This is a genomic window from Pelagibius litoralis, from assembly GCF_011683915.1.
GTDB classification, from domain to species: Bacteria; Pseudomonadota; Alphaproteobacteria; order Kiloniellales; family Kiloniellaceae; genus Pelagibius; species Pelagibius litoralis.
The window spans coordinates 185,034-198,862 of the sequence record NZ_JAAQPH010000004.1 but is presented as its reverse complement, the minus strand read 5'-3'; the positions used below and the strand labels follow the sequence as shown (position 1 = coordinate 198,862).

At 63.7% G+C, this 13,829-nt stretch carries 11 protein-coding genes; 4 read left to right on the top strand and 7 right to left on the bottom strand.

Annotated features, from left to right (window positions below; translation table 11 throughout):
* Window positions 1-28: 28 nt before the first annotated feature.
* The 4 genes from HBA54_RS06935 (at window position 29) to HBA54_RS06915 (ending at window position 4,063) form a co-directional block, all read left to right on the top strand.
* The gene (locus tag HBA54_RS06935; protein WP_167222779.1) at window positions 29-910 is read left to right on the top strand and encodes an AAA family ATPase; all 882 of its coding nucleotides are present in this window, start codon (window positions 29-31) and stop codon (window positions 908-910) included.
* Window positions 910-2,100 (top strand): vWA domain-containing protein, encoded by a 1,191-nt coding sequence (locus HBA54_RS06930; RefSeq protein WP_240932555.1) that lies wholly within the window; start codon window positions 910-912, stop codon window positions 2,098-2,100. The genes HBA54_RS06935 and HBA54_RS06930 overlap by 1 nt, the downstream gene beginning before the upstream one ends.
* Before the next feature lie 10 nt (window positions 2,101-2,110).
* The gene (locus tag HBA54_RS06925; protein ID WP_167222775.1) at window positions 2,111-2,944 is read left to right on the top strand and encodes an XdhC family protein; all 834 of its coding nucleotides are present in this window, start codon (window positions 2,111-2,113) and stop codon (window positions 2,942-2,944) included.
* Between the two features lie 732 nt (window positions 2,945-3,676).
* Window positions 3,677-4,063, top strand: coding sequence for a hypothetical protein (locus tag HBA54_RS06915; protein WP_167222774.1), 387 nt, complete (start codon window positions 3,677-3,679; stop codon window positions 4,061-4,063).
* Between the two features lie 103 nt (window positions 4,064-4,166).
* On the opposite strand, the gene HBA54_RS06910 is transcribed toward HBA54_RS06915, so the two are convergent.
* The 7 genes from HBA54_RS06910 to HBA54_RS06880 all read right to left on the bottom strand — a co-directional run bounded on the left by HBA54_RS06910 (window position 4,167) and on the right by HBA54_RS06880 (window position 13,774).
* Complete coding sequence (locus HBA54_RS06910) at window positions 4,167-4,736, bottom strand: hemerythrin domain-containing protein (RefSeq protein ID WP_167222772.1); 570 nt, start codon at window positions 4,734-4,736, stop codon at window positions 4,167-4,169.
* Window positions 4,737-4,746: 10 nt separating this feature from the next.
* Window positions 4,747-5,550: a peptidylprolyl isomerase gene (locus tag HBA54_RS06905; RefSeq protein WP_167222770.1), complete on the bottom strand. Its 804-nt coding sequence runs from the start codon at window positions 5,548-5,550 to the stop codon at window positions 4,747-4,749.
* 5 nt (window positions 5,551-5,555) lie between these two features.
* Window positions 5,556-6,329, bottom strand: coding sequence for a respiratory nitrate reductase subunit gamma (narI, locus tag HBA54_RS06900; RefSeq protein WP_167222768.1), 774 nt, complete (start codon window positions 6,327-6,329; stop codon window positions 5,556-5,558).
* A gap of 14 nt (window positions 6,330-6,343) precedes the next feature.
* Window positions 6,344-7,054 carry a nitrate reductase molybdenum cofactor assembly chaperone gene (gene narJ / locus HBA54_RS06895; protein WP_167222765.1) on the bottom strand — a complete coding sequence of 237 codons (711 nt, stop codon included), beginning with the start codon at window positions 7,052-7,054 and terminating at the stop codon, window positions 6,344-6,346.
* Entirely contained in the window at window positions 7,054-8,577 is a 1,524-nt protein-coding gene (narH, locus tag HBA54_RS06890) for a nitrate reductase subunit beta (protein ID WP_167222763.1), read from the bottom strand. Before narH ends, narJ begins: the two co-directional genes overlap by 1 nt.
* Window positions 8,574-12,314: a nitrate reductase subunit alpha gene (locus HBA54_RS06885; protein ID WP_167222761.1), complete on the bottom strand. Its 3,741-nt coding sequence runs from the start codon at window positions 12,312-12,314 to the stop codon at window positions 8,574-8,576. The genes narH and HBA54_RS06885 overlap by 4 nt, the downstream gene beginning before the upstream one ends.
* Window positions 12,315-12,379: 65 nt before the next feature.
* Window positions 12,380-13,774: a NarK family nitrate/nitrite MFS transporter gene (locus HBA54_RS06880; RefSeq protein ID WP_167222759.1), complete on the bottom strand. Its 1,395-nt coding sequence runs from the start codon at window positions 13,772-13,774 to the stop codon at window positions 12,380-12,382.
* Between the last annotated feature and the right edge of the window lie 55 nt (window positions 13,775-13,829).

The following is a 13,829-nucleotide window of genomic DNA, read 5'->3' as shown; positions in this document are numbered from 1 at the left end:
CGGGGAAATTTTTCCCGCGCCCCTTTCGATGACCATGACCTGGACCGAGCTGAAATCCGATCTCGCGACAACCGGCTATGTCGCCTCCGACGATCTCGCCATGGCGCTGCATCTTTCCCTGGCGCTGGGCCGCCCCCTGCTGCTGGAGGGCGCGGCCGGCGTCGGCAAGACCCAGGTCGCCAAGACCCTCGCCGAGCTGAAGGACACCCGCCTTATCCGACTGCAGTGCTACGAAGGCCTGGATGCGGCGGCGGCAATCTATGAATGGAACTATCAACGCCAACTGCTGTCGATCCGGGCGGCGGCCAACGAAGACGCCTCCTCGGAGGAAATCGAAGAGCGGATCTTCTCCGAGAAGTTCCTGCTGCGCCGGCCCCTGCTTGAGGCGATCCAGCAGGAGACTGCGCCGGTTCTGCTGATCGACGAAATCGACCGGGCGGATGAGGAGTTCGAGGCCTATCTCCTGGAAGTGCTCTCCGACTTTCAGATTTCGATTCCCGAGCTGGGCACCATCGAAGCAACGACGCGGCCCCATGTCGTCCTGACCGCGAACGGCGCGCGCGATCTCTCCGATGCCCTGCGGCGGCGCTGCATCTATTCTTTCGTCGATTACCCGGACAGAGCCTCGGAACTTGCCATCCTCAACAAGCGCAACCCCGGCATCGAAACGCGGCTGGCCGAACAGATCGTCGGCTTTGTTCAAGCGCTGCGCAAAGAGGACCTGGAGAAAAAGCCGGGCGTTGCGGAAACCCTGGACTGGGCGGCGGCCTTGAGCGGCCTGGGCATCAACGACCTGGCCGAAGACCCCGTGGCTCTGCAGGCGTCGCTGGTCTGCCTGCTGAAAACTCAGGCGGACTGCGCCGCGATACCGCCGGAAGTCGCCCAGCGCCTGGCCGGAAAGGCCGCGTGATGCAGGTGACCCGCTTTCCCGCCCGGGCCGCCGGCACGACAGAGCGGATGGCCGACTTCATGGCCCATCTGCGCGCCAATGGCTTGCCGGTCGGGCCCCCTGAAACAGGAATCGCGCTGAAGGCGCTCACTACCATCAAGGCCTGGGATGCGGCGGAGGCGCGGCTGGCCCTGAAAGCCATCTGTGCCGGCGATGCCGAGCGTTTCGAGCGCTTCGACGACCTCTTCGAGGCCTACTGGCTGAACAGCGGGCGGGAGCGTCAAGGCTTCGCCACCCGGGACGAACGCCGGACGAAGCACCAGGTGCCGACCTTCGGGCCCGGCGTCGACCGGGAATCCCGCAGCGGCGAAAAGGGCGCGCTCGACCAGCCCGAGGGTGGCGATGATTCCGATGGGTTCAGCCACAGCGGTGACGGAAAACTGGTCGCCTCACGCCTGCGCAACATCGAAAAGGTCGATCTGCGCGAGCTGATGATGCCGGAAGACCTGAAGCGCGCCGAGCGGGTTGCCGAGCGCTTCGGCAAGAACATCCGCGACCGCCGCTCCCGCCGCCGCAAGGCGGCAAGGCGCGGGGCGCAGCTGGACCTTCGGCGCATCGCCAGGGCGAGCGTCAGCGCCGGCGGCGAGCCCATCCGCCTGCTGAAACGGCGCCGCCCGGACCGGCCGGTGCATCTGGTGGCCCTGCTCGATGTCTCCGGCTCCATGACAGTCTACGCGCGGGTCTTCCTCGCCTTCCTGAAAGGCCTGATGAGCGCCGATCAGCGCACCGACGCCTATCTCTTCCACACCCGGCTGGTGCCGATCAGCGACGCCCTGCGCGACCACGACAGCCTGCGCGCCGTGAACCGCCTCTCCCTGCTCGCCGACGGCTTCGGCGGCGGCACCCGCATCGGCGCCAATCTCGCCCAATTCAATGCACAGTATGCCGCGCAGCGGGTGAACGGGCGCAGCGTGGTGGTCATCCTCTCCGACGGCTACGACACCGATCCGCCGGCGATGATCGCCACCGCCCTGCAACGACTGAAAAAGCGCGGCTGCCGCATCGTCTGGCTCAATCCCCTGAAAGGCTGGAAGGACTACGCCCCGGTTGCGGCAGGCATGGCGGCGGCCCTGCCCTATCTCGACCTCTTCGCCCCGGCCAACACGCTGGAAAGCCTTGCCGCCCTCGAACCACAGCTTCAACGGCTGTGAGGGCGCGCCGATGACCCCCGCTGCCGACATTCTCGATCTGGTTTCCGATCTGAAAGCGACCGGCGAGGCCTTTGCCCTGGCGACCGTGGTGCGCACCGTCTCGCTGACCGCCGCCAAGGCCGGCGCCAAGGCGGTGATCCGGCCCGACGGCACCATATCGGACGGCTGGATCGGTGGCGGCTGCGCCAAATCAGCGGTCCTGAAGGCCGCGCGCGAAGCCATCGCCGACGGTAAGCCACGGCTGGTTTCAGTGCAGCCGGCCGACCTGCTCCAGGAGCAGGGCCTCACCGCCGGAGAGGAAAGCGAGGGCGTGCGCTTCGCATCCAACATGTGCCCCAGCCAGGGCACCATGGACATCTTCGTGGAGCCGATGCTGCCGAAACCGGAGCTGGTCGTCTGCGGCGCCAGTCCGGTCGCCATAGCCCTCACCGAACTGGGCCGCCAGTTCGGCTATCGGGTCGTCGCCTGCGCGCCCAAAACGAGCCGCGAAGCTTTCGGCGACATCGACCAACTCATCGATGGCTTTGAACTTGAGAATACGAATCGCAGTCAGCGCTTCATCGTCGTCGCCACCCAGGGCAGCGGCGACCTTGCCGCACTCCGTGCGATGCTATCGCTCGACGCCAACCACATTGCCTTCGTCGGCAGCCGCAAGAAGATGGCAAACCTTCGCGGGCGGCTCACCGCCGACGGCGTGGCGCCCGAACAGCTCGACCGCGTGAAGGCCCCGGCGGGCCTCGACCTCGGCGCGATTACACCCCAGGAGATCGCCCTGTCGATCATCGCCGAGGTGATTCAATCCTACCGCCAACAGCAACAGGCTGTCGCAAAACAGACAGCATAACGACCCGCGGTCGGCGCGATCGAGGCCGGCGCATGTGTGAAGCCGACGCCGACCGGTCCCGCGGCAGCAAGGCGTCCGGTGTGATACCCAAGAACCCCACAGTTAAAAGAGTTGTGGATCGCAAGCGCGGCGACGGCGAGCTCAGGAGCCTGGGGAACCAGCTCGGCGAAACCTGATTCAATCGCGGCATGACCGTCACGACGCTGATCGACTGGCTACTGTGCGGATTTTGAGTCCCTCAACCACAACACTCCATGGCTCAGCACATTCGAAGCCGTGATCGCCGTTGAAAGCCGCATTCTAACCGAAAACGATTAATCGAATTAGGCAAGAAAAAACCGGCCAACTAAACGGCCATGCAATTGCTCTTGATCCGGGTAAGCATAAGATATCGCTGGAATTATGAGTGATCGCAAGGTCGAGAACGCGGGCAAAACGGTCGCCCAGAGGGAGTTCATGCCGGTGCGGGAAGACCCTGCGCATCGCTTGGCCCAGGCTATCCTTGATCCCGAACTCACCTCAGGCTCGACCGGGTTTAGGCAGAGCCTGAAGACAGACCCGCTGCGCCTCTTCTCGTTTCCTTTCAGCCGGACCATTTGTCTTTCTCGTCTTCCGGCTTTTGCCTACCAGCGCCGGACGACGTTTTCCCCGCGCGGGGCGACTGAGCCGACGTCAACTCCTGTCCTGAGAAAGTTAGGCGCTCATTCTGGGCCTGCCGGACTTTAAGAGATCATGATCTATTTTCTTTACAACGAGAGCTGGGCCCTCCAAGGCGTCGGCAACAGCATATCCGAGGTCAAAGAGCTGGCCCGCCGGCTGTTTGCTTCCGGCACCTTGGAGCAGGGGCATGTCATCTGGGATGAAGACGGCAACCAGCGCGAGATGGTGCTGACTTCCCAGAGCGCCTCTGCCAGCAGCGCCTCTCGGCAGCCCTCTTCCTTAAAACCACCTCTCGCCTACGCCCAACGGCGTTTGAAAGCGCGCCGCCAGGCCCGCATCGCCGCGAACCGGCTCTGCAGCCTCGCCATCTTCGTGGTTTGCTTGCTGGTCATGAACGGTATCTATCAGATCATTGCCGGGCGCTCACTTGCCCAACTGATCGAAAGTTTCCAAATCTGATTCCAGACAAGAGGTTCTCGACCAATTTCCTGCAACAGCCGTTTTTCAGAGAACCGGCCGCTTCTGCCTTGTCGCAAGAAACCCGTCTTGGCACTGCGGCGCTTTAACGTGACGCACCTCCGTTAGGCTGATCCAAACCGCGCCGCCGCTGCATCCCCTGGGTCAGCGCCATCAGGTCTTCTTCGGTCAGCCGCGCGCGGGCGATCGGCAGGATGATCGCGTTCTCGACGATAAGATGTTGGCGCTCGCTGGCGGCGAATTCGCGCAGCAAGGCCCGGGCATCGGCGTCGGGCGCGGCCGCGCTGACCAGCAGATCCCGCAACAGCGCCAGGATTTTCGGCATGCATAGAGAGGCGTGGCGGTGGGCCGCCTGAAGCCGCAGGATGACCTTGTCGATTTCGTCCTCGGGCGCACAGCGCGCCAGCATCAAAGGGAACAGACCATCCTGTTCGTCCGCGCTATGGACGGCGAACTCCCCGTCCAGAAAGGTCAAAACGATTTCAAGGTCGCCGCGTTCCGGCACGGATGCCTCGGCGATCCGATCCAAGGTGGCGCAGATCTCGCGTTCGCGCAGGTGGTCTTCGGCAATGAAATCAAGTGGCTTTCGGATGAGATTCAGATCGGTCGGGGTCAGGCAGTCTCCGCGTTGCTGGGGGGCGATTTTGCGGTTCATGTCGCGCTCTTCAGTGCTGGGCAGTTCGGAGGTTCGCACCGGATATCTCGGCGGAATCGACAAGTTCGGCGATGAAATCCCGGGCTGCTTCGGCCCAGGCCGCTCTTTCGAGAGCGGCGCCGATCTGATCCTTGACGCTCTCGAAGGGCAGCGTCTGACCCGGGGCCACCGCGTCCAGCCGGATAACATGCCAACCGTGGCGGCTGAGCACCGGTTCGGGTGTGATCTTGCCCTCCGACAGCTTGCGCAGGGCGGTCTCGAACTCCAGCACGGTATCGCCGGGGCCGAGCTGTCCGAGAGCGCCGCCGTTCGCCTTGGAGCCGCAGTCGCTGGCGCGCCTTGCCAAGGCGGCAAAGCCGCGGGGATCGCCCAGAGCCTCCCCACTCAACGCCGCTGCCCGTGCCTGGGCGGCTTGTCGGGCCGCGTCATCGCGGGGATCGCAGGCGCAGAGGATGTGCGAAACCTCCCAGAGCGGCGGGCTGCGAAAGCGCGACGGGTCGCGCGCCCATTCGGCGTGAACCTGCGCGTCGGTCGGTGAGGTTCCCGGGATCGCCTGGTCGAGAAGGCCCCGGATCAGGGCCTCCTCCTCCGTCTCGAACCGCTCTGGCGCCACCTCGCGGGGTTCAGCCTGTAATCCGCGCCGCCGCGCTTCCTGCAACAGAAGGGTTCGGACGGCCAGTGCATTGGCGGCCTTGCGCCGGGCGATCAACGGCTTGCCCTTGGGTGCGGGGTGGTTCTGGGTTTCCGCGTCCAATTCCGCTTGCGGGATAACCTCGCCGTTCACGACAAGATCGGGAAACAACGATGTGCTCATAGCCGTCACTCCGCTGGTTTGGCGATACCGCCGGCAGAAGGCTGCGCGGCGCGTGTTGGGGCTGACGCGGCGGCACCCCGCCGGCCCGATAGGGGCGTCTGGCGCCGCGACCGCACCACTTGGTAGCCCGGACGCCAGAGATAACGCACCGGCGCCGACAGCATGTGCACCAGCCGGGTGAAGGGGAACAGGATCACGATCAGCAGGCCGAGGAAGATGTGGAACTTGAACAGGGCGTGCACATTGGCCACTTCAAGCCAGGCATTGAGCTGCAGACCCATAACGCTTTGAGCCCAGGTCATGAAACGCACCATCTCGCCGCCGTCGAGATGCTTCATCGACAGGAAGATCGTGCCGAGGCCGACCACAAGCTGCAGCCAGATCAAGGAGAGGATGCCGATATCGGCGAAACTGGAAGTCTTGCGGATACGCGGGTCGGACAGGCGACGGTGCAGCAGCATGCTGGCGCCGATCAACGCCGCGACCCCGGCGATGCCGCCGACAACGATGGCCATGAGTTGCTTGAATCCGTAGCTGATGCCGATGACATCGAGAACCCAGATCGGCGTGAAGAGGCCGACCAGATGGCCGAAGAAGACGACGATGATGCCGACGTGGAACAGGACCGAGCCCCACATCAGTTGTTTGCGCCGCAAAAGCTGGCTCGACGAGGATTTCCAGGTAAAGGGATCGCGCTCGTATCGTGCGATCGAGCCGACGATCAGCACGGTCAGCGCGACGTAGGGCATGATGCCGAAGATGAAGAAGTCGATACTCATGTCTCAGTCCTCCGTCACTTGGCCGCGGTGTCTCGGGCCGAATTAGGGGTGGTGGGCGCGTCCATGCGCGACAGCATCTCGTGCACCTGCGGACAGCCGGCGTTCGGGTCGGGGCCGAAGGTGACCTGGCTCTCCTCCCAGACCGCGTCGAGCGCGGCGAGGTCGCCGGGGTCGTCCTCGGGCTGCTCCAGGAGCTCGGCCACGGCCTCGGTGTCGGCCGACACGCCGGAGAGCTGCAACAGGGCGGAAAAAACGGCGCTGTAATGGCTCTCGCGCCGGATCAGCCGGGTATTCAGGGCCTCGAAGATGTGGGCCGCGTTCGCCAGGGTCTCCTGCATCTCAGACGCTGGCTGCGTGGACAGGAACTCCAGGAGTACCGGCAGATGGTCGGGCAGTTCGGAGGTGGCGGGCTCGAAACCACCCGCGCGATAGGTCTCCACCAGACTGACCATGGCGCCGCCCCGGTCGCGGCTTTCGCCATGGACATGCTCGAAGAGGTTGAGAGACAGGCTGCGCGAGCGGTCGAAGAGCAGCACGAAGCGTTCTTCGAGGTCGTAGATATCGCGGCCGGCCAGTTCTTCGACCAGCGGGCGCAGCGCCCTGCGAGTTGCTGCGGTAAGCCGGGTGTCGGCGGCGAGAACGCCCCCGATCTCCGGCATCGCCGCCTGCAACGCGCGCGTCGGATAACTGAGGATCAGCGAGAGGGCTTTTACCGTGCGGTCCATCACATCACCTCCGTCGGCATTTTCAGCGAGCGTTTCTTGCCGCCGAAGAGATTGCCCTTGCTGATCCCGCCCGAGCAGCCGTTGGAGTCGGTGAAGCCGCAGCCGCCGCGCAGGTCGTAAGCGTCCTCGACCTCCTCGCGGTGCGTGGTGGGGATCACGAAGCGGTCCTCGTAGTCGGCGATCGCCATGATCTTGTACATATCCTCGATCATCCGGCCGCTCAGCCCGACACGCGATGCGATACCTTCGTCAATCACGCCCTCGACGGTTTTCGAGCGCATGTAGGAACGCATCGCGAGCATCCGCTCGAGCGCCTGGACGACCGGTTCCTCGTCACCCGCCGTCAGCATGTTGGCGAGATACTTCACCGGTATGCGCAGGCTGCGCACGTCGGGCATCGCACCGTCCATGCCGATCGCCCCCGCCTGGGCGGCGTTCTGGATGGGGCTGAGCGGCGGGATGTACCAGACCATGGGCAGCGTCCGGTACTCGGGATGAAGGGGGAAGGCCACCTTCCACTCCATCGCCATCTTCCAGATCGGGCTTTCCTGCGCCGCCTTGATCCAGTCCTCGGGGATGCCGTCGGCCCTTGCGGCCTCGATCACCGCGGGGTCCTGCGGGTCGAGGAACACGTCCAACTGCGCATCATAGAGATCGGTCGTCTTTTCAGCGTTCGCCGCCGCCTCGATCTTGTCGGCGTCATAGAGCATCACGCCCAGATAGCGGATACGGCCGACGCAGGTTTCCGAACAGACGGTCGGGTTACCGGATTCGATCCGCGGATAACACAGTGTGCATTTCTCGGATTTGCCCGTGGACCAGTTGTAGTAGACCTTCTTGTAGGGACAGCCACTGACGCACATGCGCCAGCCGCGGCACTTCTCCTGGTCGATCAGGACGATGCCGTCTTCCTCGCGCTTGTAGATCGCGCCTGATGGGCAGGATGCGGCGCAGGCCGGGTTCAGGCAGTGCTCGCAGAGCCGGGGGAGATACATCATGAATGTATTCTCGTATTCCCCGTAGATCTCCTTCTGCACGCCGTCGAAGTTGTAGTCCTGGCTGCGTTTGGAGAATTCCCCACCCAGAATCTCTTCCCAGTTCGGGCCTTTCTCGATCTTCTCCATGCGCTCACCGGTGATCTTGGAGCGTGGCCGCGCGGTCGGGAAGGCCGCCATCTCCGGCGCTGATTTGAGGTGGTCGTAATCGAAATCGAAAGGCTCGTAATAGTCGTCGATCTCGGGAAGGTCGGGGTTGGCGAAGATGTTCGCCAGTATCCGCCACTTCGACCCCTGCTTGGGCTGCAGCTTGCCGGACTTCGTCCGCTCCCAGCCGCCGTTCCAGCGCGCCTGGTTCTCCCAGTCGGTTGGATAACCCATGCCGGGTTTGGTCTCGACGTTGTTGAACCAGGCGTATTCGACGCCTTCACGGCTCGTCCAGACATTCTTGCAGGTGACCGAGCAGGTGTGACACCCGATGCATTTGTCGAGGTTCAGCACCATGCCGACTTGTGCGCGTACTCTCATTTCGCGGTCTCCTTCTGGCTGGCGGGCTGATCGAGCCAATCGACCTTGCGCATTTTCCTCACAACGACGAACTCGTCCCGGTTCGATCCCACGGTGCCGTAGTAGTTGAAGCCGTAGCTCTGCTGGGCGTAGGCGCCGATCATGTGGGTGGGCTTGAGCGTCGTGCGCGTCACCGAGTTGTGGATACCGCCCCTGAGGCCGGTTTTCTCGGACCCCGGCGTGTTCACGATCTTCTCTTGCGCGTGATACATGAAGATGGTGCCGTCCCTCATGCGCTGGGAGACGACGGCGCGGGCGGTAAGCGCGCCGTTCACGTTGTAGGCCTCGACCCAGTCGTTGTCCTCGATCCCGGCACGCTTGGCGTCAGGCTCGGAGATCCAGACCACCGGTCCGCCCCGGTTCAGGGTAAGCATCAGGAGGTTGTCCGAATAGGTCGAGTGGATGCCCCACTTCTGGTGCGGCGTGATGAAGTTCAACACCAGATGCGGTTCGCCGTCGCGGGCGTCCTGGTTCAACTCCTTGGTGATGGTCTTGAGGTCCACCGGCGGGCGGTAGGACATGAAGCCCTCACCGAAGGCGCGCATCCAGAGGTGATCCTGGTAGAGCTGCTGACGGCCAGTCAGCGTCCGCCAGGGAATCAACTCGTGGACGTTGGTGTAGCCCGCATTGTAGCAGACCTTCTCGCTTTCCAGGCCCGACCAAGTGGGCGACGAGATGATCTTGCGCGGCTGGGCGGCGATGTCGCGGAAGCGGATCTTCTCGTCTTCCTTGGGCCGCGCCAGGTGGGTATGTTCGCGCCCCGTGGCCTTGCCGAGCGCCTCCCAGGCCTTGACCGCGACCTCGCCGTTGGTCTCCGGCGCCAACATCAGGATCACTTCGGAGGCGTCGATGTCGGTCACGATCTTCGGGCAGCCCTTGGCGGGACCGTCCCGCCACTCGCCGTTCAGCTCACGCAGGTGCTGGACCTCTTTCTTGGTGTCCCAGGCGATGCCCTTGCCGCCGTTGCCGATCTTGTCCATGAGCGGGCCAAGGGCGACAAAGCGATCATGGATGGCGGTGTAGTCACGCTCGACCGCCACATAGGCCGGCGCCGTCTTGCCGGGAATCAGATCGCATTCGCCCTTCTTCCAGTCCCGCACCTGATCCTGCGCAATTTCGCCAGGGGTATCGTGCAGGATGGGCAGCGCGACGATGTCCGTCTCCCGCCCCAGGATTTCCGGCGCCAGCTCCTGAAACTTCTTGGCGATCGCCTTGAAGATTTCCCAATCCGATTTCGACTCATAGGCCGGGTCCACGGCCGCCTGGAGCGGATGGATGAAAGGATGCATGTCACTGGTGTTGAGGTCGTTCTTCTCGTACCAGCTTGCCGTGGGCAGCACGATGTCGGAATAGACCGCGGTCGTGCTCATCCGGAAGTCGATGCAGACGAGAAGGTCGAGCTTGCCGCGCGGGCCTTCGTCATGCCACTTCGCCTCCTTCGACAACTGCTGGCCCTCCTCGCCCAGGTCGTTGCCCAGAACACCGTGATCGGTGCCCAGAAGGTGCTTGAGGAAGTACTCATGCCCCTTGCCGGACGAGCCCAGCAGATTGGACCGCCAGACGAAGAGGTTGCGGGGCCAGTTCTCGGGCGCATCCGGGTCCTCGCAGGACATTTCCAGGGCGCCGGACTTGAGCTGTTCGGCCACGTAGGCGGGTATTTCCCTGCCTGCCGCCTTGGCCGCCTTGGCAACCTCCAAGGGGTTGGTTTTCAACTGCGGTGCCGAGGGCAGCCAGCCCATTCGCTCGGCACGGATGTTGTAGTCGATCAGCGAGACGTCCCAGTCGCCCTCAGGTGCGGTGGGGCTGATGATCTCACTTGCCGTCAGCGTCTCGTAGCGCCACTGATCGCTGTGCGCATACCAGGCCGAGGTGGAGTTCATGTGCCGGGGTGGACGGCCCCAGTCGAGCGCGAAGGCCAGGGGCGCCCAGCCGGTCTGCGGGCGCAGCTTCTCCTGCCCCACATAGTGCGCCCAGCCGCCGCCCGACTGACCTACACAGCCGCACATCACCAGCATGTTGATGACGCCGCGGTAGTTCATGTCCATGTGGTACCAGTGGTTCATCGCCGCGCCGATGATGACCATGGATTTGCCGCTGGTCTTCTCGGCGTTCGACGCGAACTCACGCGCCACATGGATGATCTTCTCGGCATCGACACCGGTGATCTTTTCGGCCCAGGCCGGGGTGCCGGGCACATCGGACATGAAGTCGTCTGTCACCCAGTCGCCACCGAGGCCGCGGTCGAGGCCGTAGTTGGCGCAGAAAAGATCGAAGACCGTGGCGACCAGTACATCGCCTTGGGCGGTTTTCACACGGCGGGCGGGGATGTTGCGGGTCAGCACTTCGGGATGATCGGCGTCGGTGGCAAATGCAGCCGTGGCGGCGCCGCCGAAGTAGGGGAAATCGACCCCCACGACCTCGTCGTGGTCGGTGTCGCCGACCAATGTCAACTTCAGGCAGGTGTCCGCCTCGCCGGCGCGTTCCTCAAGGTTCCATTCGCCCTGCTCGCCCCAGCGATAACCGATCGAGCCGTTCGGCGCGACCAGGTTGCTGGTGGCCTCGTCGATGGCGATGGTCTTCCATTCCGGGTTGTTCGCTTCGCCGAGCTTGCCGTCAAGACTGTCGGCGCGCAGGAACCGGCCCGGCACCAGCCGGCCGTCCTTTTCCTCCAGCTGCACCAGCATCGGCATGTCGGAGTACTTGCGGCAGTAGTCCTCGAAGTAGGCGGTCTGCCGGTCCAGATGGAATTCGCGCAGGATGACGTGGCCGAAGGCCATGGCGAGCGCCGCGTCGGTACCCTGTTTGACGTTGAGCCACACGTCGCCGAACTTGGCGGCTTCGGAATAGTCCGGGCAGATGACGGCGGACTTGGTGCCGCGGTAGCGCGCCTCGGTATAGAAATGCGCATCCGGCGTGCGCGTCTGCGGCACGTTCGACCCCCAGACGAGGAGGTAGCCGGCGTTGTACCAGTCGGCCGATTCCGGCACGTCGGTCTGCTCGCCCCAGGTCATCGGGCTTGCGGGCGGCAGGTCGCAGTACCAGTCGTAGAAGCTCATGCAGGTACCGCCGAGCAGGCTGAGATAGCGGCTGCCGGCGGCATAGCTGACCATCGACATGGCGGGGATCGGCGAGAATCCGAAGACCCGGTCGGGGCCATAGGTCTTTGCCGTATAGGCATTGGCGATCGCGATGATCTCGGTCGCCTCGTCCCAACTGGCGCGAACGAAACCGCCCTTGCCGCGGGTTTCGACGTAGGAAGCGCGCAGGATCGGGTCCTGCTGCAGCGCGGTCCAGGCCTCGACCGGGCTCATCGTCTCGCGCATCCGGCGCCAGAGCTTCAGAAGCTTGCCCCGAACCAGCGGATTCTTCACCCGGTTGGCGGAGTAGAGATACCAGCTGTAAGAAGCGCCCCGCGCGCAGCCGCGCGGCTCGTGGTTCGGCAGGTCGTGGCGGGTTCGGGGATAGTCGGTCTGCTGGGTCTCCCAGGTCACGATCCCCGACTTCACGTAGATCTTCCATGAGCACGATCCGGTGCAGTTCACCCCGTGGGTCGAGCGCACGACCTTGTCATGGCGCCAGCGGTTTCTGTAGGTGTCTTCCCAGGCGCGGTCTTCCCGCGTCACCTGGCCGTGCCCGTTCGAGAACTGTTCCAGTTCTTTGGACTGGAGGAAGTTCAATCTGTCGAGCAGATGGCTCATATCTCTGTCTCCTCAGCGTGGGGGCCTGCGCCGGCGTCTTGGCCGGCGCAGGGCAAGTCAAAGCTTCAGCAGGAAACCGGGGCACTCTTGCGGCTGTAGAAGAACCACGTGATCCCAACGCAGACCACGTAGAAGCCGAGGAAGGCCCAAAGCGCACCGTGCGGGGCGCCGGTCATGTCGATCGAGGTGCCATAGGCCTTCGGAATGAAGAAGGCGCCGTAGGCGGCGATCGCGCTGGTGAAAGCAATGATCGCGGCGCTTTCCCGCTCGGCCGTCTTCTGGTTCACCGCCGGATCGCCGTTCGGTATCAGGCGGGCGATTTCCTTCTTCATGATCGATGGGATCATCTGGAAGGTCGAGGCATTGCCCACGCCGGTCAGGAAGAAGAGCGCCATGAAGCAGGCGAAGAAGCCCCAGAAATGGCCTGCAGTACCGTTTTGCGGCAGGAACTGAAGAACGCCCCAAACAGCGATGATCATGCCCAGGAAAACCCAGAAGGTCACCCGGCCACCACCGAATTTATCCGATACCCATCCGGTGGCCGCGCGGCTGAGCGCGCCGACGAGCGGACCGAGGAAAGCGTAGGACAGAACGTTCACGTCCGGGAACTGCGTCTTCATCAAAAGCGGGAAGCCCGCCGAATAGCCGATGAACGATCCGAAGGTGCCGGTGTAGAGGATGCACATGATCCAGTTATGCTTGCGCTTGAGGATCGTCAGCTGATTGCCGAGCGATGCTTTGGCATCGGCGATGTCGTTCATTCCGAACCAAGCCGCGACGGCCGAGACCGCAAGGAACGGCACCCAGATGAAGCCGGCATTCTGGATCCAGAGCTCGCTGCCGTCGGACAGCGTCTGGGCTTCGCCCCCGATGGCGCCGAAGACACTCGCGGTGATCACCATCGGTACGACGAACTGCATGACAGAGACGCCGAGATTGCCAAGCCCCGCGTTCAGTGCCAACGCATGGCCCTTGCTCTTCTTGGGATAGAAATAGGCGATGTTGGCCATGGAGGAAGCGAAGTTACCGCCGCCGAAGCCGCACATGAGCGCCAGGCCGATGAACAACATGTAAGGCGTCTCGGGGTTCTGGACGGCGAAGCCGATCCCCAGTGCCGGGAAAAGCAGCGAGGCGGTGGAAAGCGCCGTCCACCTCCGCCCCCCGAAGATCGGAATCATGAAGGTGTAAAAGATTCTGAGCGTCGCGCCGGAAAGGCCGGGCAGCGCGGCCAGCCAGAAAAGCTGACCGGTTGTGTAGTTGAACCCGATCGCCGGAAGCCGTGCCACGACCACCGACCACACCATCCAGACCGAGAAAGCCAGCAGAAGGTTGGGGATCGAAATCCAGAGGTTGCGGGTTGCGATGGCGCGTCCCTGGGCGCTCCAAAACTCGGGGTCTTCGGGGCGCCAGTCGGTCAGGACCCGACCTTGGGGCCTATTGGGGTGGTCTGTGGTCGCCATGGGTTGGTTCCTCCCGATTTGGCGTATGGTTTCAGTTGGCGGCCCGCGTACCGGG